This is a genomic window from Halorubrum lacusprofundi ATCC 49239, from assembly GCF_000022205.1.
Classification (GTDB): domain Archaea; phylum Halobacteriota; class Halobacteria; order Halobacteriales; family Haloferacaceae; genus Halorubrum; species Halorubrum lacusprofundi.
The window spans coordinates 469756-492296 of record NC_012028.1 but is presented as its reverse complement, the minus strand read 5'-3'; the positions used below and the strand labels follow the sequence as shown (position 1 = coordinate 492296).

The following is a 22541-nucleotide window of genomic DNA, read 5'->3' as shown; positions in this document are numbered from 1 at the left end:
GAGGGACAAGTTAGTCATCTTGAGAAATATCTTTCAGAACAGAACCTAACTGATGAATATCCGTTTGTCAACTTGGTTGAAAGTGTAAGAAGCGAACTGCAGACAGTGAAGGATCGTGAGGATCTATTGCAGGAAACCGCTAAACAGAACCCCTCAACGGAGCAGTTACGGAGAGTTTATGCCCCTCACCTTAGCAGATTGACAAACACGCGCTCACGGGTAGAAGATCTCCAACAGGCAATACTATATCATACACTATCTATCGAGCAGTCGAATCGGTATCCCACTCTGCTTGAATATGCAGCAAATGTTTGTGACGAGGTTGACAAACGGCTTAAAATCGACGCGACGTACCTACCAGTAGTCTGGGACGCGTTTGCATCCTATGGTGTGATTCATCAAGATTACTATGCAATTCATCTTCCTCGTCAAAATGATGTTTTTTCTGACTCTCCACTACTGGCCCACGAACTGGGTCACGCCGTCGTTGATCACTTATCGACGGAAGCACTACGAGGGTTTAGAAAAGAACTTGAGGGGTTTGTTTCGGAGTTCAGAGAGCGCCAGCGGCCACTTGTACGGGCCACTTGGCAGGAGTGGTTTCCAGAACTACTCTGTGATGCCTGCGGGGCCCTTATTTTTGGTCCAGCCTACCTGTCTGCAGTTGTTAGTAATCTTCAGTCAAAGCAGCCGTACTTTCTCCCTCAGTACTCTGACGAAATTGGGCATCCACCGGACGCGCTACGCTACAGATACGTCACCGCGATTTTGGAGAATCGTCTCAATTCGAACGTACTAGACAATCTTGGCGAAGCTGTAAATAGCTATGAAGCTCATCTATCCATTCTTGAGCGTGACAAAAGTTCGGAGTATGATAGTTGGATCGAACAGAACCTGCTGAACGCGATCGAGGAAATAGCCGAGAGACAGATCGACGTAGACCTTACACGGTTGATGGAGGAAACGTTCGGAAAGACCTCGGTGTCGGAGACCCGTCATCTAAGAGTTGAGGCAAATAGGCTACATCTGGGGCTCAGAACGGAGGGTGATTAAGCTGTGTTCCAGTTGATAAAATGTCATGCATCTCTGCTGGGAGGTAAGTCGTCAAGGGTTGCTTCATTTTCATCATCGGCGATCCCCAATTAAGAAACGAGAGAGACAGGATATCTGTCCCAATTAAATTGATATCTGTTTCTCCTTCTCCATCCGCAATTGTACAGTACAACGGATCAGGGGTAGCCTGATGAATATGCGGAGAACCGAACGTTACAACAGTTACGCTCTTGTCATCGAGTGGCATAACTGATCCAGTCTGTACCATAGATCCAGAATCGTCAGTGTAGAGGCGATGGGATGAACCGTCTGATATCTCTATTGCTTGCCATGTGAGTTCCTCGTTGAGATCACCACTGGACTGTAGTTCCGCGATGCCCTCTCGTATCCCTTCCAACTCTCCATCTCCGAACTGACCGTTACGATGAATGGTGAGTGATCCCACGTAACCGAGCTGATTCCGGTCAATTGCAGCGGAAATCTGTTGCCGGACGATTCGAGCAGCAACGTCTTTTCCAGTAACTGTGCTCGATCCTGTCGCCAAATTAGTCTGTGTCTGACCGATAAGATCACCGTCTTCACCGGACACTAGAACTGCTGTAGCGTTATTCACCTCGTCCCCAGTAACACTCATTCCCAAAAATAAGTCTGCGTTCAGTGGTTGGTCGAGCAGGAAGGGGCGAACACCCATCTTCGTCGCAAGTCCGCATGCGATGTTATACATTGAGTCATCGAATCCAGAGGACCGAAGTGAAGACTCGTAGGTGCCAACAGTGATTCCCTGTGTCGGGTTCCCTTCAAGTTCAGCGACGATATCGAGATAACGGTCAGAGCCATCCTCCTGAAGGACGAGGATTCCATCTGAGTCTTCGGCGTGACGTTCTCTCCACTCTCGGAGTTTCTGATAGTCAGAGTGAGAAACAATTCCTGGTTGATCGCGAACTGTGATCCCGACGAAATTCTCAAGGTATTTCGACAAATTTGCAAATAGTTCTGCAGCCATATCGCTCCGCCCGTCAGGATGAACAACATCGATTTGTGCAGCACCTCTTTGTCGAACTGCAGGTCCATATTCTTCCAAGAAATCCCGGACAAGATATCGCCAGTTTTGTCTATTAACTGTCTGATCCGTATTAAGTGGGTTCTGTTGGCCGAGATTCAGTACTTCTGTTCCTCCAAACTTGAGCGATGGATAATCGTGGACGGATCCCCCTCGCCGAGGTTCGTCTGAGACATTGCATTGCTCATCGAACACCTGAACGTAATCAATTCGCTTAGCGAATCGTTCAGTATCGCGCCATCGTTCGTCTGCTGATCGTGCCGCATATCCTGTCATCTTCGGTTCTATTCCATTGGGAAGTGGATGGAGCAACGATGGGGCGGTGTCAACGGGATCATCACTCCAAGGGAACCGAACTCTTGCCAATGGCTCATCAGGGTCTATGGCATCAAAGGCTTCCTGTGAGTACTTGTCATCTGATTTTATGTAATCAATAACCGACATTTCCTTCCCGCCAAAGTTCATCGTTTTATCGGAGACAGTCAGGTCTTCAGCCAGAGAGACGAGTTCCACAGAAGGGCGTGAGTCTGACATCAGGGTGCAATAACGGTCAAAAAATCGCGTCTTGACGACGTCTCTCCCCAATTCCGAGAGATATTCGTTGATAGATTTACTGGAAATGAATTTAACAGTCGAATCGACAGTGAGGTAATAGCCGTCGTTGTAATCAATTGTTGCTTTGTACCCATGGTATGCATCGTACATACCGACGGTGTTCGATGGGTCCCACTCATAGAACGCTTGGCTGTTCCCACGCTCCCAGAAGTCCAGATGGTTCGTCACGAACCATTCCAACGAATTCCGCAGTGCTTGCTTTACTGCGGATTGATATCTTCCGTTCTCGCCCCCTACAGTTGTCTCGCTGGTGCGAACAAGCCTTGTTCCATCCGGCCCTTGAAGTTCATCTTGGCTATCTGTGGCTGCTATCGATAAAATCGCCCAGTCACCACTGTTTTTGATTCTGTGGGCACTTCCTCGGCAAGTCCGCTCTATGGACTCCTCATATGAATCAAGCGCCCGCCAAGGATCACTCTCAGAAGGTTGAGGATCAATTTTATATATTTCCGCAGGTAGTGTCGGGACCTCGATTTCGAAAGAATTTGCGAAGATACTCATTAAGCGATATTCATTTCACCAAATTATAAAACTACCGACACAACCTGCTTAGCGGTAAACTAAGATTCTGCAGTCCTATAAGTAATTGTGGGTAATAGCAGAGCAGTTATCTGAATTAAAGGTGCAATTAGATTTTTGTAATAGTTATATGTCAAACTGAAAGTGGACCGTCTGTAAACTTCTCTATTCCTCTTATTAAGATTTTTCTAGGGATAAACACTTATCAGATACTATTACTTTATTTTAATTGTGTCTTTCCCCAAAGCCAAAACTCCCGAAAGGCTGTACAATGAGGTCGAAAGCTATGACCTCATTATTACACCCGACGGGCCACTGGCAAGTGCACTCAATCGTCAGCTAGACCAACCGCATCTTGGCCCATTCGCAATCCCACCGCGCCGGCTCGCTGCCGGCCGCCGTGAGAAATCTGAAGATCGACTCGCGTTTCTTGATATAATTGAGCATGATGATATTTCGTGGAAGCAGATTGCCTACGCCATCGGAAATATTCTTCAGTGTTGGGAACACCAAGGCTCCCATAACGCCATCCTTGAATACGATGCGTATGTCGACGACGCAACCGAGCGTGCTGTCAAGCGCATTGCTGACATTGACACAGCATCGATGGAACTCACTATCGGTAACATCGACCCAAATCAGGACGTAGTCATCGTCGGCTTTGACATGCTCACACAGTTGGAGCGCTCATTTCTCCCCGATGAGTACGACACGGTCGACCTGTTCACGGACGATCCCTTCGAGCTGCCGGAGTTCCGTATTTTAGACTCAACCACGGCTATCGTCGACGCCGTCATAAACTCGGTCTCAGTGAAGAATGCAGAGAACGTTGCCATTGTATTGGATCAGAATAGCGAGTACTCACCGCTTGTTGAGTCGGCGCTAGAAGCCGCTGGCATTCCGTTCTTTGGAGGCCCAGGATTCAGTGACCTCGCGGAGCACCGAGCGTTTCTGCAGCTACTTCGGACGGCATTTCGTGGGACTGAGACTCTCATTGAGGAGATACGTCCGTTGCTTGCGACGCTCAATATCGACCTCGACATTGCACACGAGGAAAAACGGTTGTATCAGACAGAGGCCCCCGAACTTGTCTGGTTGACTGACTTCTGTCGTAAGGCTGAGACATACACGTTCGGTGAGGCGCTAACTGCCTTCAAGAAACGAGCGAATTGCGAACTTGAGACATTCCGTGACGAACTCGACACACTCAGCATCGCAAACGAACCCGTCACTGAACACGGAGTCGACCAGCTATCTTTCTACCTTCAATCGTACGAGGTACCGGTTAATCGTGAGAACGAGGGTGTACTCCTTGCAGACGCAAAGTCGGCGGCGTTTGTCGGACGAGATGTCGTCTTCTTCCTCGGCCTTGATGAGGACTGGACTCACTCGCCACCACGGCGACCATGGGTCGATCAGCAAGCACAGTATACGCGCAATATTCAGGGATTTCAGCTCCTCCTCCAGAGTGGCAGCAAGCAGCACTATCTTGTCCAAAACTCCACGGGTGGGTCCCCAGTGACTCCATGTCTCTACTTTGAGGAGCTACTCGAACAAGAGTACGATCGATTTAGTGACCTCCCCTCGACGACCCACTCACAACGGAGCGATCTCGAAACACCAACCGCCTTCGAGAAGACGTCTGCGAGTGTGTCAACAGAGTCCGTTGAGACGATCAGCCAGTCGAGCTTGAGTACTTATGTCAACTCACCTCGTGATTACTATTTCAGTCGGTTGGTTGAGAGTCCGGACAAAGATTACTTCACAGAGGGTAATTTGTTCCACGACTTCGCAGAATTCTACGTCAACCATCCAGAGTTTGTCGACAGTACTGTGATCGAGGAAACCGTTGAGTTCATGCTTGAAGAGGCGCGGCCACTCATGCGCTCGGTAGACGAGGAAACTCGCCGGACGGAGTACCGAATCGGTCTCAAAACGATCATCTTTCATCTTGGTGCAAACCCGCCAACTGACGATAGTTTTCTTACACCCTCAACGGGACGAGGCACTAATATCATCGCTGATTACTTCGACCGAACGGTCGATTCGCCCGTCACTGAACGTCGGTTCGACGCCGAAGATCTCGGGATAAACGGTGTGATCGACTTGGTTCAGTCGCGAATCCAGCTGACCGATTTCAAGAGTGGTTCGAAGAAAAGCGCACGTGATGTGGTGAAACACTCTTCGGTCGACGATCCGACAGATGAGCCGAACTTTCAGGCACTGTTATACCTGACCTACTGGCGCTCAAAGTTCCCGGACGAGCGGCTGAAGTTCACATTCTTCCACTTCCTTGAGACAGTAGACGATGCTATTGTGGGTGAAGTCGATATCGAGGATACGCTGACAACTGTGACGTACTATCCCACGTCACCAGAAGAGTATGTAAACAGAGAAGAATTTTTTGAGTATCTATTGGAGGATGGAGCGAACAAATGTCAAAAGATACTTTCAAAAATAGATTATGAGGCGTACGATGACCTCTTTGAGGTGGAAAAGCCACCGAAGACAACCGATAGCAACGAACTCATCGAATCGGCGTTTGGCCAGCAGATGATTGACCAGTTGGAAGACATTATTGGTGAGTACAAGTACGTGACTACGGGGAGCAAACAGGCTATGCGGGAGATGACCCGTGTCTGGGAGCGTAACTATTTCGAGAGCGATCTCGATGCATTCGAGACATTCATCCAGGACCGTCTTACCGAACTCGACCGTCGACTGGCTGGCGACGAGCGCTTCCCTGTGGAGGGCCTCGCTGGCGAGCCGAACTACAGGTACGTCGACAACCGCGACCTGTTGTTGGAGGGTGAGCGATGAGCGACTTCGATCCCAATGAGAAACAAGGTCGACTCATTGAGAGTACAGACGGACTACATCTCGTCGACGCTGGCGCCGGAACCGGAAAGACATTCACCGTCACTCGTCGGTACGCGACGATTGTCGAGCAGAGTGATGTTGACCCTGCGGATATTCTCTTAGTGACGTTCACAAACAACGCGGCTGCCGAAATGAAGGAGCGGATCGTGAGCCAAAGTGAGTATGGCATGCGGGAGTTGACAGACGCACCCATCCAGACGTTCCACTCGCTGGCAAACGATCTGCTGGAGGAACACGGCCATGCCGTCCCGACGTACCTCGGTATCGATGACCGGATTACAGGGTCAACTCAGATCCTTGAGGATGAGCTAGTTGAGGAGGCACTGTTCGACGAGTTCATCGGGCAGTTTATGGACACTAATCCGGAGTATAACTCGTTTTTCACCGCCATCTCAGATACCACAGAACTGCTTGATTTGATCAAGGAACTTGCCGCGAAGGGCGTGTTCCCCACGGCCAAGGGCTGGTATCGCGACGGCGAGTCGCATCTTGACGGCGATTTCGAGGCGTTCGAGGACCTGTTTGAGGAGATTAACGAACCACGGAACGGTGGGAGCAAACAATCACGCCTTCGTGCGAAGCTCAATAAGTACGGTGAGAACAAGGCTTACCTCCCGGAGGCTCCCGAACGGTGGGAAATTCGTGACGGCGGTAAGCAGGTACCAGACACGGTTGCCCGTCGCGTGTTTGAGGAAGACCGAGAGGAACTCAAGACGTTCATTCACGACATGTATCACGCCTACCTCTCGTTTGCGCTCCGGCGCAATTATCTGAACTTCAGCTTCCTCCAGCTGTTCGCGTTTGTTCTATTGTGCGAAGACCACGAACTCCGGGAGGAGCTGGGCTACGAATATGTGATGGTCGACGAGTTTCAGGACTCCAGTGAGATCCAGTTCAAGCTGACGCTACTGCTGGCGGGGACGAACAATATCTGTGTGGTCGGCGACTGGAAACAGAGTATCTACAGTTTCCAATATGCTGATGTCGACAACATCCGGGAGTTCGAGACGCGACTTGAGCGGTTCACTACGGAGTTGAACAACGACTACGACCGGATCCAGTATCCCACAACACCGGTCACGAAACTTGAATTGGATACCAACTACCGCTCGACGCAGTCGGTGTTGGACTTCACCGAGCATGCGCTCACGACACCAGCGACAAGCTCTGAATCAGTCGATGTCGACGCCGTTCGAGAGAAAATCACGTCGCTCACTGCAGATGCTGACTACGACAACAGCATCATCGAGGCGATACGCAGCGACAAAGAACACGAAGCAATTCTCACGAAAATCGATGAGATCACTGGGAACGAGTCCTATGCGGTTGAGAAAGATGGCGAACTTCGTGCACCTACGTACAGTGATATAGCTGTGGTAACGCGGACTCGAGATTTCGGGCGTGATCTGTTGGATGTGGCTGAGGAATGTGGCCTTCCGATGGCGTACGAGGGTGGTATCGAGGTGTTCCGCACTGACGCTGCCAAGCTCCTCTTAGCATGGTTCCGGATCCTTGAACGGGACGCCGACCGCGGCTGGGCACTCGTCCTGGAGGAAGCAGGCTATACAATCGACGAGTCAAAGGCAGTCCTAAAAAACGAGGCGTATCCGGAGATGATGATCGGGTTCCGGGAGGAGCTACGTAAACTGGAGACGTTCGGTGGCGTTGCCCGTCGCGTATTTGAGCGATATGGTTGTGAGGGTCCGACGGCCGATGTTGTGCTCCATACTGTCCAGTCAGTGTACGAGGCTACGACGCTCACCCGGGGCGATCTGATCCGGTTCATTGAGGATGCAATCGAGTCCGGCAGCACACACGAGGTCCAAGCTGGCGCTGGCACCAACTCAGTGACCGTCCAGACCATCCACGCGACGAAGGGTCTCGAATATCCCATCGTGATCCTCGCGAATATGAATACCAATAAGTTCCCTTCCTCAGGAGGAAGTGGGACTGATATCTCCTACGACGATCCCATCGGCCTCCGTCGACGTAAACTGTACTCGGAAGTGGCTCATGGAGTTCCGTACGTCTACGATAATTGGAAGCTAGACGTCCTCCGACGATGTCTCCCACGCGAGTATGATGAGGAACGAAGATTGCTTTATGTCGCCATCACACGCGCTGAGAACCATGTTGTGTTTACCGCTGGTGAGAATCCCAATACGTTTCTCGAGGAGCTTCCTGTCGACGTCGAGGCTGTCAACCCCGACCTTTCATCGTTCACGCCCGAGCCCGTAGATGAGTCTCCCTTCGAGGTAGAAATCTCGGCGAGTGAGGGGTCTCCACGGTTCTCACCACACACGTTCATTGACGATGCTGTCTTTGACGACGGTACTGGTGGCCGCGGGATGGAGTTTGGCTCACAGGTCCACGACTTCGCTGAGGCATACGTACTCGGCGAGGATGTGACATCCTCCTCGCCGTAAACGGCGAGGCTTCCCACGCAGGGGGAATACCAGTCAGTCGTCGCTGGTAGAGGGTTTCGACTCTTCGTAGGCCGTGAGCGTCATCTGCGCTGGTACGCTCTTCTCACGGTGAGTCGTGGCGGTGTCACAACCGCTCCCATCCCGAGGCGAGTCATCGCGTCCGGCCTTGTCAAGCGGGACGCTCTCTCCCCACGGGTCAACCCGTCGTGCGATATTCGCGGAAGCGTTGATGTCGGCCTGAAACGTCGAAACGTGGCAGTCATCGTTCGGACACCGGAACTCGGCCTGCGAGTCCCGCCGACCGATGCGGTGGCACGAGTGGCACGTCTGCGAGGTGTACGCCGGATTCACGTACTCGACCGGAATACCTGCTTCCGTCGCCTTGTCCTCGATGCGCCCTTGGAGTCGGGCGAACGCCCACGAGTGAAGCCGACGGTTCATGTACTTCCCGTAGTCGAGACGCTCACGGATGTACGTCAAGTCCTCCATCACCAACACCGGATTTTCAAACTGCTTGGCGTACTCGACGGCTTCCCGAGACGCTTTCTCCACGATGTCGGTGAGGGCGTTCTGGTAGTGGTCGAACCGTTCGTCGGTACGCCACTCCGAAGCGTCACGCTCTTGCAGTCGTTTCAGGGTCGTGTGCATCTCTTTTCGGAGATGCTTCGCTCTGCTTCCGCTACACACGAACGGGTCAGTCGGAGAACCGTCCTTGAGGGCACAGCCCGTGATGAGGGCGGTTTCTCCGATGTCTAAGCCGATGTGCGTGGCGTCACCGTCCGCCGCTGGTTCTTCAACCGGGTACTCGACGGTGACGTGTAGTACCCAATTCTTCCGATGCTGTTGAAGCCGTATCTCGCCCGCTTTCGCGTCCTCGGATACGAGGTCGTGCCAGAGGTCTTCCTGTTCGGGATTGATGCGGAGCGGCATCCAGAAATTCGTTCCCCGACCGGGACGAGGAACCCACCACGTAAACTCGTAGTCGCGTTCTTCCGAGTGGTCGAACTTCGCGGCTTGGTTCGTGAGTCGTATCGGGTGTTCGTCGTCCAAATCCTGCGCGTTGTACGTCTTGCGGAGTTTCGGGACGTAGTTGCAGAGCGCGGCTTTGGCCTGATACGGCAAGTCGTAGGGCGTCACGATGTCGCTCACCGAGGACATGGTACTCGCCCCGGCGTCGAACGCTTCTTGCAGACCGTCACGGTAGGTTTCGAGCAGGTCGTTGAGTTTCGACTGCTTGTGCGCGGTGGGGGGTGCGAACGTCGCCTGCAACGTCTTCGTGACGGTCGTGGACACGCTACTGCTCCTCCACGTACTCCATCAGCACGTCGATGCTCACTTGGCCAGTGGTGGTGAGGAAGTATCCCGGTTGCCAGAACGCTTTGTCGAGCGCCTGCCGAACCTCGGGGTTCTCGTCACGGATTTTGCGAGATGTGACGCCCTTGAGTGAGTTGATGAACTTGGTGAGGTCGGTCGTTGGCTTCGCCGTGAAGAGGATGTGAACGTGGTCGCTTCCGCCGTTGACGTTCTGGATGTTTACGCCGAAGTCCTCGGAGATGTCGCTGGCAATCTCACCGACCCGTTCTGCGATTTCGTCGGTGAGTAGGTCTGCGCGGTACTTCGTGACGGTCACGAAGTGATATTGGAGCGCGTAGACCGTGTGCGACCCAGTTTCGAGGTTGTACTTCATTTGGTCGTACTGATTTCTACACACCCAATTCTAATAAAGGTTTGCCGTCGTGGGGTATTCAGACTGCAACCGACGGTGGAACGTGAGGGAGTTGTCGGCTTCACGCCCGCCGTAAACGGCGGGATTCTCGCCTTGAAAAAAGATAGAGCCCGACAGCGAGGATGAAGCCAACGTCAAGGTACTGTTAGACTCGATGGAGGGACAGACCATAGCCGAGGAACAGGCGTTCCTTCCAGTCGATGTCGACGGCGAGCGTGTGACGATCTCTGGGATCATCGATCTCCTCCATATCACTCCTGACCGCATCGAAATTGTCGACCACAAGACTGACTTAGATCAACACGCAGAATCCGAATATCGTAAGCAATTGAGTGTCTACTATCACATTGTGTCTGAACTGTATCCAGACCGAACCGTGACAGCTGAGATCTTTTACACTTTTGACGGCAAGCGTGTAAAGATTGAGCCGCTCGATAAGGGAGAAATCCAGGATCTGGTTCGGCAATATAGATAATATCGTGTTAGGATAAATTACCTGAATTTTGGATAACTAATCACAAGTCAAGTACTCCATTTCCTAATCCTTAGAGATCCCCTAATCTGGACGGTGTCGTGGCCACGAGTTCATAGATAAGATTTTAGACAAGATCGATAGTACAAAATCAACGAATGTAACAAAATAATGAATTAACAACGCTTGCCCCTGTCAACGGAACCTACATACCACGCCAATACTTAGCAAGTGGTAGCTACTCTGCTCGTATATATAATGGGACGAAATATTGACGATCTTGTCGACGATCGGGCACGTGGGATACAATCGATAGGAGAAGAATACCACGATGCGTTCCTTCTCAAACGCCCTAAAACGGAGTGGTCGACCTATATTGATGACACGGCTAAAGATATCTCTTCAGGGATTCAAATTAGTGACCTTACTCTTTCTAAAGATGACTTCGGACGGGAATTAGGAACCTATTATCGGCGAGGATTGAAGAAAACGGCTGGTCGGTATGCCGACCTGCCCAAAGTCCTGGAAGAACAAGTCGACGACGAGAAGCTGGGTTTGCTTGCGTTCCAACTCAACGAATTAAGTCACGAAATCACGACGACTGATTTTGGTATCGACGATGTAGAAAAGGCAACTGAGGCACTCATTGAAAAACTCCTTACCCGACATGTTGGTGACGATCTGAGCGTCTCGTTCAATCTCTCCGGTACCACAGTATCTGATATAACAACGCAGCTATTCGGCAATGAGACTATAGCCTCGAATGTTGATCTGTTGTTGACTAAATTTGAGGACCGTGCCTCACGAGGACTCCTGTCGCTGTTAGACGAACCACAGATGATGACCCCACTGTGGGACCACCAGCGTGATGCACTCCAAAAGTGGTGGAAAAAGGACCGACGTGGCTACGTCGATATGGCAACAGCCACAGGCAAGACCGTTCTCGGTCTTGGTGCTATCGCGCTCCAGTATGGGGAGTTACATCCGGCCGATCAAGCAATCGGTGGTTTGGTATCTGAATCAGAGTCAAATGGAAGCGATGACATTCTTATCGTCGCCCACAGCGACCTCATCCTCGAACAGTGGCGTCGTGCATTCGAAAAACACTTGAATATCCCACAGGAGCGAACGAAGGGCAGTGACGACATCACACTCCAATGGGGGACGATTCATTTCCGGACTCCGCAATCGCTGGTGAACGACCACCAGATAGCATACGATCTAGTCTTACTTGACGAGGCTCATCATTACGCTACTGGCACTGAATGGGGATCGCTCCTCGACGAGTTCGACGGGGATGTACTGGCGATGTCCGGCTCTGTCGACGATGCTGGAAGCGATAGTCAACGCATCAAAGAACGACTCTCGAACAGTATTGGGCCAGAAATCAAGCGATATACGATCTCCGAGGCGAGAACAGACGGTGTCATTCCATCCTTCGACTGGGAAGTACACTATGCGCCATACGATGTCGTTGGGGACGATCTACAGAAAGTCGCAACCCGGGCAGACCAGGCATTTCGTGACTTCCAAACCCGCCTCACGCAAGGAGAACTCACACTCAAAACCGATCGTCGACTCAGAACGTACGATGACCTACGGCGGTTTTCCCACACCAAGGAAGGCAACCAACTGAAGCAGCAAGACGAGGAGTTCCGAGAACTAGTTACGCGATTGTTCTCACGACGGACCAAGAAATGGAATCTTTCGCCAGTCTTGGATGCTGTCATCAACCTCGTCGTTCAACATCACACGACAGAGAAGGTGGTCGTCCTCGCAGATAGCAATGCGCAAGTCGAAGAACTAGAGTCTCGACTTAACGATGTTGTTGCCAATCCAGCATCGATCTATCTCGTCTCTGGATCACAAAGCCGTACAGAGCTGCGTGAGACCATCGATGAATTCGACGAGCCCGAAAGTTCTGGGATTCTTCTTGGAACTGGTGATTTGCTGGGAGAAGGTGTCGATATGCAACACGCGTCGGTGGCGATCAACATGGCTACTGGCGGTGTCAATCAGGCACTCGTCCAACGTATTGGCCGTGTGCTACGGAACCCTGCAGATACTCCGAAACATGCAATGTTCTACAACGTGGTTGGTATCGCACCGACCGATTCGGCAGCTGCTCACCGTGAGGATGGAAAGCAACTCCTAGAGCAAGCAGCGGGCTTCTGCTCGCTTGGCCGACGGTTCGAAACACTCCCCGGATTTGCGATGTCGACGTCGGTAGACGGTGGTGTTTTAGAGAATCTACTCGCAGAAGGGACACACTTTATTGACACACTTGATGCTGATGGTGAGTACGATTGGGATCAAGAGACCATCAAACAAGACGACTTAGAAGCATTGCTCGATGCAGTCCAGTCTACCGATGGGAATGCAGAGTCGATCCTCGGAGAGTGGGAAGAATACGCGTGGCAACAAAGTACAGACAAACTAGAGGCATATGAGGACTCTTCTAGTCCAGATAGTTCCACTAATAAGCTGCCGGACCAATCACAAACTGTGAATGACGGAGCGCCGGTGCCGAACTCACACGGAGAAATCCCGGCAACGAAACAAAAACGCATTGAGGATCTTCTAAATCAGCAGCCAACAGATCTCTCTGCGCTTCAGGTTCAGTGGACGTTTTCGTCCGAACGTGAGGTCGAGGAATATCTGCGGTCGGAACTCAATGCATACTATTTCCGTGATGGAGAGGGCCTCGTTTGGGCAAGCGATAAAGCCGAAACTCTAATCGAAACGATAAAGAAGTCGACCCAAGAACCCTCCTCGGACGACCTTCTCGACGAAATTCGACGGCTGAACAAAGAACTGGGTCAAGTGCCGACGAGAGCCGAGATGACGAACAGAGGGTCGTATACACTTGATCAATACGAGAATACTTTCGATACATGGACACAGGCGGTTCGAAAAGCAGGTCTCACTCCGCGTGGAACATCCAAGCAGAGCTACACACGTGAGGAAGTCCTTCACGTACTCCAAGAGATTGCCGCTGACCTTGGGAAAGTTCCCACTTCGACTGACATCAACGAGCACGGCCCCTTCAGTTCACCGACTATCTACAAACACTTCGACTCGATTTTCGAGGCTCGAAAAGCAGCAGGTGTCGATCAAGTAGACGAAACGACCGGAATTGTCGTCGAAGATGGTGTGCAGGCGAATGCGCTCGCGGAGTACTACGACCTATTCCGTACCTTTGCCTCGTTGCTCGAGGAGCTCATCGAGTCCGACCAAACCTCCTATCGTGTCGACGATGATGACCCGATGAACAGATGGTATACCGAAGTCCAAAACGTCGTCTTCGGGAGTGGACTCACGGATGAGGCTCCAAGCTACGGTCAACAGCAGGGCTCTCGAAACACCCACAAGATGGAAGAATACCGTCGGGCCTACGGTGACGGAAATCAAGTTACCGACTACCAGTGCGTACCAGCTGAACGCCTCGGCGATGTCGACGACTTCGAAGTGTTCATCCGAGAGCATATCACTGAGTCGGGAGAAGAGGTCTATCTTCCAATCGCCCCACAGACCGAGATGGCGCTTCCAATCGTCGTGGATTCTGAAGAGGAACTTGTGGCCGCCGTGAGGCTACTCGAAGAGTTCCCTGCAGAACCAGCACCTGCTACTGACGGACCAGATGAAGCGGGGTCAAATGAAGAAGACGAACCGCAGAACTCTGAGGAGAGTACTGGAGGTGCGGAGACGGCTAGAGACGACGGTGGCGAGGAACCAGATGAACCGGACAGGGGTTCTACATCCGATCCTGAATCAGATCAACCGATATTTTGGGACCGGAACGTCGACTTAATCACCGAATACGACGAGCAAGACTCAGACCAACGTGTTGGAGACTCGCCTTCGACAGGGAGCCCACTGGATAAGAAGATCGATGAATGGAAGTCCCAACTCCTTGATCTGACTCGTCGGAACAAGCTCATCTCGTTCAAGCCTACAAAGACGAAATCTCTCCCATTCGAGGAGACCGACCCAATAGCGATCGCCAGTCAACTCGCAAACGGCGAAGATCTCTATATTCGGAAACAACCGGACAAGGACGAAACGGACGAGGATTCGACTCAGAACCAAGACGAAGGGCCTGAGATAGAGCCAAAAGAGTTGTTATCCAGCCGGACGCCGGATGAATCCGACAACTCACTCCACAATATTAGACTCAATAACAAACAGTATCTCCGTGAGCGGGGTGTCGCGTCACTGTATCTGTCGTTGGGGATGCTTCGATGGTATAGCGTCGACTATAGTGATGAGGCAAACCGATCACCGTTGTTCCTTGCTGCCGTCGAACTTGTAGAGAAGACAAACCCAGACGGGGAACGACACGATTACGTCATCAAACCGAAAGTCGATGGACTCCGCATAAATCCCGCCTTACGCAAAAAGCTCGCAGCCGAACGTGGTATTAGTCTCCCAGCTGACGACGCACTGTCACTCGACGAGATAGACGCTGCCTTCGCATCTGTTTACGAGAGCCTCCGTGGATTCGACCGATGGACGATCCAACAGGACATCGTGCTGGGGATCTTCGACTTCACGAAGTTTAGTCTATACTCAGATCTCGAACGCAATCGATCCCAAATTAAGTCTGATCCAATCATTCAAGCGCTGAACGGTGATATGAAGCCTATCCGGGAGGCGGAAGGTGACATTACGACGCCGACAGCGACAGAACTGGACGATGTTGTCGACCCGATCGATACATACCAAGTATTGGATGCAGATTCGAGTCAACAGGAAGCCATCGAGGCTGCGAAACGAGGCAAAAGCTTCGTCCTACAAGGCCCACCGGGAACCGGAAAGAGCCAGACAATTTCGAATATCATTGCAGAGAAGTTGGCTGCTGGTGAGCGCGTCTTATTCGTCAGCGAAAAGCAAGCCGCACTCGATGTTGTCAAAAATCGACTCGACAATGTCGGTCTCGCCCGGTTCTGTCTCGAAGTCCACGGGGAGAAAGCCACCAATGTGGAGGTCCTCGGGAGTCTCGAACAGGAACTCAAGGCCTCACAAATCAAGCCAGCCAAAGGTCGATCCAAACAGCTTCAGAAGCTCCGAAACCGACGGGATACGATCAACCAATACGGCCAACAGTTGTTCTACTCGCCGGATGGATGGAATCTGACTGCTTACCAAGCGTTTGGAATTGTAAGTGAGCACGCGAAGTCACCACGAATTGATGTTGGAATTACACAGCCGTTGGGCGTGAAACAGGAGACGCTCGATACAGCGGTCGACGAGTTAGAAACCCTCGCTCGGTTCGATACCCAGATCGACGCCTACGAGACGAGTCCGTGGCGGCATACGACCCTCCGGCAGTGGGGTGTGGACACTGGTGATTCCATGCGCCAATCGTTGAACAAGCAGTTGGCTGCAATCGACACCCTCCAAACTGTTAGTGATACCCTTGATGCAGAGCTCGGACTGCAACCACAGTCACTTACAGAGTTCCGGGAAGTCACTCAATTGGTAAGCCTCCTCTCTGATCGCCCAGATATTGCGTGGCAAGAGGCGTTCTTCGATGGCTCCTTTGCCCTAGAGGGAGGCCGGTTTGAAGAACTTGCAGAACTCGAAGGGGAGCGTGATGAACTCATGGGAGACCTCTCGGAGAACTATCATCGTAGCTTCTTCTCTGCGAATGGGTCAGAGCTCAACGACGAACTTGCAGGCTACGGATTCCTGAAGATACTCAAATCGGGGTACCGGTCGCTCAAACGAAAGCTAACGAACCACACCCAAGACGGCTACAGCCCCGATCATGAACAGTTGCTCGAAGATACACGAAAGCTGGCCGAAGTACAGCGAATCGAAGACCGGAGAGAGGAGTATCAAGGAATTATCCAGCGCCTTGGTCCGCTGTATGAGGGTGGGGATACTGATTGGGAGGGACTCGTTGAAGCACAAAGCTGGGTGGCAACACTCGATACGTTTGATACTGTAGATACACAGCCGGTGATTGAGGCACTTCTCGATAACAGTCTCCCTAATGTAGACCCATTGCTAGAACAGACAACCGACGCACTGAGCCAGTACGATGAGGCTGCTGAGTTCTTCGAGGGTGCCATGGCAGTCGAAGAGATGACTGTGAATGGCACAGCACTCAATCAGGCCCTCCTGTCTGAATTATCGGGACTGCTTGGAGAGCTTCGAGAAGATGTTTCGAAGCTCCAACAGCGTGTTCAGTTTGCCTCGCAGTTGGATACCGTTCGTGAGACAATCTGTGAGGAGTATGTCGACCAGTTCCTCCGAGGCGACTACAGTAGTGAGCACCTCGTTTCAGCGTTCGAAAAACGGTTCTATACGAAATGGCTCAACAGCGTCTACGAGCACACGGATCTCGGGTCGTTCAACGCAGACGAGATGGAACGGTACCTAGAGGACTTCCGCAGCTTAGATCAAGAACAGCAAGAACTCGCGAAGATCGAGGTCCAACACTTAATCACTAACCAACGGCCGACGTTGAATCTGCAACACGCAGCCAGCTCGGAACAAGTCCTCCTCCGCCGAGAAGCTGAAAAGCAGCGTCGACATAAACCACTCCGTGAGTTGTTCGACGAAGCGGGGTCGCTCATAACCCAGTTGACTCCGTGCTTTATGATGAGTCCGCTGTCGGTCGCCCAATATCTCAAATCGGATTCGATAGAGTTCGACGCCGTGGTGTTCGACGAGGCATCCCAGATCGTTCCACAAGATGCTATTAGTAGCCTCATCCGTGCAGACCAGGCGATCATCGCAGGCGATACAAAACAACTCCCACCGACCTCGTTCTTCCAGTCTGATGTCGAAACGACTGGAGATGTCCGAGAAGACCTCGATAGTATACTCGAAGAAACGGCGGCTGTACTACCGGAAAAGAATCTTCGCTGGCACTACCGGAGCCGCACTGAGGAACTCATCCAATTCTCGAATCACCACTACTACAACAACAGTCTCCGGACGTTCCCGGAAAACGACCCAGACGTGGAGACCGGTGTCTACTTCGAGTATGTTAAGGACGGTGTGTACGACCGCGGTGGGTCGAGACAGAACGAAATCGAGGCACAGCGAGTGATTGATTTGATCGAAGACCACGCAGAGAATAACAGCGACAAGAGCCTCGGTGTCATCGCCTTCAGTAGTGCACAGGAACAAGCGATCCGAGATGCACTTATAGAGCGACGCGAAGAAAACGCTGTCTTGGATGCCTTCGTGAGCCAAGACGACGTCTTAGATGAGTTCTTCATCAAGAATCTCGAGATGGTGCAGGGTGACGAACGTGATCGGATGATCTTCAGTGTGGGCTACGGTCCTGCCGAAGATGGAACGATATCGACGAACTTCGGTCCACTCAATAAAAGTGGTGGTGAGCGACGTCTCAACGTTGCTGTGACTCGGGCCAAAGAGAAGATCACGGTCGTGTGTTCGATGCAGCCGGGTGATATCGACCTCTCGGGATCGAACAGTACAGGCGCACAGGACTTCAAAAACTACCTCGAATACGCCCAAAAAGGAACGCAGGCACTCCAACGCAACGATCAGGTTACGACCACACTCGATTTCGATTCGCAGTTTGAGGAGGCGGTGTATGAGGCACTCGAAGCGGAAGGACATGATGTTGTCTCACAGGTCCAGAGTTCGAGCTACAGTATCGACTTGGCGATCAAACATCCAGAGCAGCCAGGCAAATTCGTCCTCGGGATTGAGTGCGACGGGGCAGCCTACCACTCCTCGAAGACGGCGAGAGATAGAGATCGGACACGACAGATGGTACTGGAGGATCTGGGGTGGACGATCCACCGAATTTGGTCGCCAGACTGGACATCGAACAGAGAACAGCAGATCAAGCAAATCACCGAGAAAATAGATAGCTTGGTTGCCGGGAAATCGGAGTCGACGACAGAAGACGTCCCCAAACACGAGCCAGAAGCTGTCGCAAGCAAATCGAAGTTTGATCACGAGGGGTTGGCAGAGTACGTCGAACCTAGTCTGGAATGGAGCGACCGATATTCGGTGGACCTACGGGGACAGAATAACGCGAATCTGAATGCTATCGAGGATACGGTGACACAGAACGGACCGATTGAATACAAAACTGCCATGCAGACCTTTCTTGATGTTTGGTCGCAATCGAGGGCCGGAAAGAAAATCCAACGGATCTTCAAGAGTGGCGTCAGTGAACTCAAACGCCAAAACAAGATCTACGAGCGAGACGGGTTCCTGTGGCCAAACCGTCACGACCTTGAGTTTAGGGTGAGAGTAAATACTGAATCAGCCACTAGGACCATTGGTGAGATCCCGACCGAAGAGATCGCGAAAGCTGTGGCGATACTGCTCAAAGAAGGCGGCACAATGACCAGAGATGATCTGGTCCTAGAGACGAGTCGACTTATTGGCTACCAGCGCCGTGGAAAACGCATCGAAGAGCGGGTTCAGGGTGCAATCGAACTGCTCGAAGATAGAGGTGCTGTGAGCCAGACATCAAGTGGGAACCAAACACATCACTCGGATGCGAACATCGATGCAGAATTGCTCTCTCGAATATACTAGCGCTTGGTTTGAACTATCGAACAACAGATAAATAGGGATTTTCGGTACTGTCTAGTTAGCGACCTCCTCAGCTGGCGTTCGATCATCTAGCGATTGATGCGGTCGCTGGCGGTTATAATAATGTGTAAACTGCGAACACCAGCTACGAACGCTCGACCGACTGCCCACCCACGAATTATGGAAGCGGTCGATCCTCATTTTGAGCGTTTGAAACCATTTTTCGATCAGGTTTCGGTCTGTATAATCACGCCGACCGCTGAGTCCTAATCGAGCAAGGGCAGTCTGATAGCCGAAGCCATCGACGAGAAACACGGCCTCGGAGAGGTCGTGTTTCTCAGAGAGTCTATGCAGAAACGCAGCAGCTGGATCGGTACCGTGAGATCCGAACAGATCGACACCTAAAATCAACTTGGTGTCGAGGTCTATTGCAGCATACAACCAAGACCACTCGCCATTAATTTTGACAGCGGTCTCGTCTACAGCGACCCGCTTCGGCTGCGCCTCAGGCGGGTCGGGAACGCTGTCAGCTACTCGATGTACCCACTGAAAGATCGCCTGGTGAGAGCGTTGGACGCCGAATAATCGCAGAATTGCTTGTGTTTCTCTGAGCGAACAACCGGTCGCGTGGAGCCGGACGGCGAACGCCCTGACGGGCGTCGCCGTCCGCTCTCGCTCCCAACATTCAAGATTTGCCGTGTCTAACGACTCTCTGAGCAGTTCTGGGGATAGCATCAACAACTCAAACCACGAACTGCTCACATCTCAAATTGGCTTAACTAGACAGTGCCAGTATATGTCTTCTGTTCTTACTTTGTCTTGATCACCCAGAGTGATCGATCGAGATTATGAATGCCTGATGTATCAATCCCAACAACGCTGGCTGTCGGAAGTAGTGTAACTGAGAGAGTCAATAAGACGCGCCATACGGCCATATCAAGCCGGTTGAATGCCTTACAGACCGTTGATGGCGTAGGAAGTTCGATTAGACCGAGAACACGACGGATACGTGGCATCTCGATTAATTCATCAATTAGGCTACGACAGACTGTATTTTTCAAATTTCGAGACATAGCAGAAAAACGTGCTGCGGGAGTATATACCGGTGTTTGAAGAACTCGGTGTATGTTCGATCGCCGAACCTAATATAAACGTTAGCCAGCAGGACAGCATCAGAGCAGTGGGAAACGCCGATTGTCCGGGTCATCTAGTCGATGGTCGACTCGTACAGACCGAGTGCTCTGAGGACTGCGGCCTGTGTGATCGCTTCGGTGCTGTACCCCGGGCCGCCGAAGGTGTACAGCACGGGATCGACCTCCCACGAGCCGTCGGACTGCTGTGTTTCGAGCAGGTAGTCGACGGCGTCCCAGACCGCCTCCCGATCGGGGCCGATGCCACCATAAAGGAGGGCCTGCAGCGCCCAGCCGGTCTGTATCGGCGTCGACTCGCCCGGTTGATACTCGATGCTTCCCGATTCCGGCTGGCTCGGATCGTAGCGAGTCTGTTCGCCCCAGCCACCGTCGTCGTTCTGTCGGCTGAGTAGTGTTCCGCGGGCAGCGGTCACGAAGTCGTCATCCATGTCGACGTCGACTGCTCGGAGCCCCTCCATCACACGGGCGGTGCCGTAGGTGTAGCCCTGCCCCCGGACGCCGAGCCACAGCCCGTTGTCCGCCCGATTCTCTCGCAGATAGGAGACGGCGTCGTCGATGTGGCGATCGTCGTCGACGGTGTCTCCCTGCATACCGAGTGTCGAAAGGGCGTTTCCAGTGATGTCTGGCGCGGGAATATAGCCGAAGCGGAGCTGATACTGTTCGTCGCCGATCGTCAAGCGGGCCTCGTCGGCGATCTCCGTCGACTGGAAGGGGGCGAAGTCGGTCGTGTACGCCGACCAGCTTCCGTCGCGGTTTTGTACCCGACGGAGGAAGTCGATCTGTTCGTCGAGATCACCATCGGTGAGCGCCGACAGCGAGCCGAGTGCGACCGCAGTGTCGTCCCAGTTAGAGAACGCATGCGGCATGTACCCCCAGCCGTGTCCGTGGTGGCGTCGAAACGGCGCTGGCTCGCGGTCCAACTCACGACCGACCGTCTGTGGCGTCCGCGCCTCGGAGAGCCACTGGGCCGATTCCTGCAGGAACTCGGCGTCCGGCGAACTGCCAGCGGCGAGTAGCGCTTTCTGTACCAATGTCGTATCCCGGACAGGGAGTCGATAGCTCTCGACGCGTCCCTCGTCGGTCAGCCGGTTGTCGGCGATCCAGCGGACGGGCGTTCCAACCTCGCCGTCGAACCATGAATAGCCCCGTTCGACAAGTGCGAACGTCGCAAAGAGCGTCGTCGGAACGGTGTTCCACGCGCCGTTCGTCAGGCGTCGGCTCAGGAGCACGTTCTCGGCGACCTCGACCAGTTGTGTTTCGTCCTCGTCGAGCTCCCGGTCGTAGGCGGTCGCGCCGAGCAGGAAGTACGCTAACTGTCTGGTGATGTAGCTCGGCCGAGCCGTCTGATCCTGCGCGGAAACCGCCTCTCCGTCGAAGGCCGACGTGAGCGCCATCAGATCACCAGCCCGGATCGGTAACTCCCGTGGGAACAGTTCGTCGAAGCTGTGGTCATCGGAGAGCACCGCATACAGCAATCGCATTCGGAACCTATCGGTGAAGCCTGCCTCGTCTTTCGAGGCCATCAGCGACTGGTTTTTCGCATCAATCTCCCGGAAGATATCTTCGACCACCGACTCGTATTCGTGGTCGTCCATCCGGTCGAACAGCAGCAGCATCCCGAAGTTGGTTACCGTGTCGTCCCAGCCGCCGTCGGTCGACCGCCGGTCGAGCAGATACGAGAGACAGTCGTCGCGTTCGTCTTCGTTCCCCCAGATCCGGTCGGTCAACAGCGCGTAGTAGACGGTGGTTCTGAGATCGGCGGCGCCCTCGAACCGAACCGTCGTATCCCAGTGTGTCAGGTCGTCGTCGTACCACGTGTTGTCCTCCGACAACTCCCGGCGAAGATACGTCTCTGTTCGATTAATCGCACGCCAGAGGTCGTCCCAGTCGGGTTCCTCGATATCGTCATCGTCGTCATCATCGCCCAAGATCTCATCTTCATCGTCCCAGATGTCTCCACTCGCGGTCCCGACGGGGAGTGTCGACATCGCCCCCACCGATCCGGCAAGGAACCGCCGTCGCGTTGGATACTCTTTCATACACGGACACCTCCAGTACAGTCGCACGACACAGGGGTTGTTTTCGGCTGGCTGTCCCGGTCGAC

Annotated in this window: 10 protein-coding genes and 1 pseudogene; 5 read left to right on the top strand and 6 right to left on the bottom strand. The window is 52.7% G+C overall.

The window, feature by feature from the left end:
* Window positions 1-105 precede the first annotated feature (105 nt).
* Window positions 106-1053, top strand: coding sequence for a hypothetical protein (locus HLAC_RS18950; RefSeq protein WP_015911605.1), 948 nt, complete (start codon window positions 106-108; stop codon window positions 1051-1053).
* Here the strand turns inward: HLAC_RS18950 and HLAC_RS18945 are convergent.
* On the bottom strand, window positions 1034-3229 hold the full coding sequence (locus HLAC_RS18945) for an argonaute/piwi family protein (protein WP_015911604.1): 2196 nt from the start codon (window positions 3227-3229) through the stop codon (window positions 1034-1036). The two genes, HLAC_RS18950 and HLAC_RS18945, sit on opposite strands and share 20 nt — an antisense overlap.
* 249 nt (window positions 3230-3478) lie before the next feature.
* On the opposite strand from HLAC_RS18945, the gene HLAC_RS15780 reads away from it, so the two are divergent.
* Together HLAC_RS15780 and HLAC_RS15775 are read left to right on the top strand one after the other, a co-directional pair.
* Window positions 3479-6067 (top strand): PD-(D/E)XK nuclease family protein, encoded by a 2589-nt coding sequence (locus HLAC_RS15780; RefSeq protein ID WP_015911603.1) that lies wholly within the window; start codon window positions 3479-3481, stop codon window positions 6065-6067.
* Window positions 6064-8553 (top strand): UvrD-helicase domain-containing protein, encoded by a 2490-nt coding sequence (locus tag HLAC_RS15775; protein WP_079892130.1) that lies wholly within the window; start codon window positions 6064-6066, stop codon window positions 8551-8553. The genes HLAC_RS15780 and HLAC_RS15775 overlap by 4 nt, the downstream gene beginning before the upstream one ends.
* Window positions 8554-8586: 33 nt before the next feature.
* Here the strand turns inward: HLAC_RS15775 and HLAC_RS15770 are convergent, their stop codons facing one another.
* Entirely contained in the window at window positions 8587-9846 is a 1260-nt protein-coding gene (locus HLAC_RS15770; RefSeq protein WP_009486680.1) for an RNA-guided endonuclease TnpB family protein, read from the bottom strand.
* A gap of 1 nt (window position 9847) precedes the next feature.
* Window positions 9848-10240, bottom strand: coding sequence for an IS200/IS605-like element ISHla19 family transposase (gene tnpA, locus HLAC_RS15765; RefSeq protein WP_009486679.1), 393 nt, complete (start codon window positions 10238-10240; stop codon window positions 9848-9850).
* A 193-nt stretch (window positions 10241-10433) separates the two neighbouring features.
* Between tnpA and HLAC_RS15760 the strand changes: the two genes are divergently transcribed.
* Both HLAC_RS15760 and HLAC_RS18165 read left to right on the top strand, forming a co-directional pair.
* Window positions 10434-10754: a PD-(D/E)XK nuclease family protein gene (locus HLAC_RS15760; RefSeq protein ID WP_049933864.1), complete on the top strand. Its 321-nt coding sequence runs from the start codon at window positions 10434-10436 to the stop codon at window positions 10752-10754.
* 255 nt (window positions 10755-11009) lie between these two features.
* The gene (locus tag HLAC_RS18165) at window positions 11010-19289 is read left to right on the top strand and encodes a DUF5797 family protein (protein WP_015911602.1); all 8280 of its coding nucleotides are present in this window, start codon (window positions 11010-11012) and stop codon (window positions 19287-19289) included.
* Between the two features lie 51 nt (window positions 19290-19340).
* On the opposite strand, the gene HLAC_RS18160 is transcribed toward HLAC_RS18165, so the two are convergent.
* The 3 genes and pseudogenes from HLAC_RS18160 to HLAC_RS15750 form a co-directional block, all read right to left on the bottom strand.
* A complete protein-coding gene (locus HLAC_RS18160) occupies window positions 19341-20021 on the bottom strand; it encodes an IS6-like element ISHla13 family transposase (protein WP_015911601.1) in 681 nt (226 codons plus the stop codon).
* Window positions 20022-20119: 98 nt separating this feature from the next.
* Window positions 20120-20493, bottom strand: a pseudogene (locus HLAC_RS18155) (hypothetical protein); the annotation flags it as partial.
* Entirely contained in the window at window positions 20494-22476 is a 1983-nt protein-coding gene (locus tag HLAC_RS15750; RefSeq protein WP_015911600.1) for a prenyltransferase/squalene oxidase repeat-containing protein, read from the bottom strand.
* Between the last annotated feature and the right edge of the window lie 65 nt (window positions 22477-22541).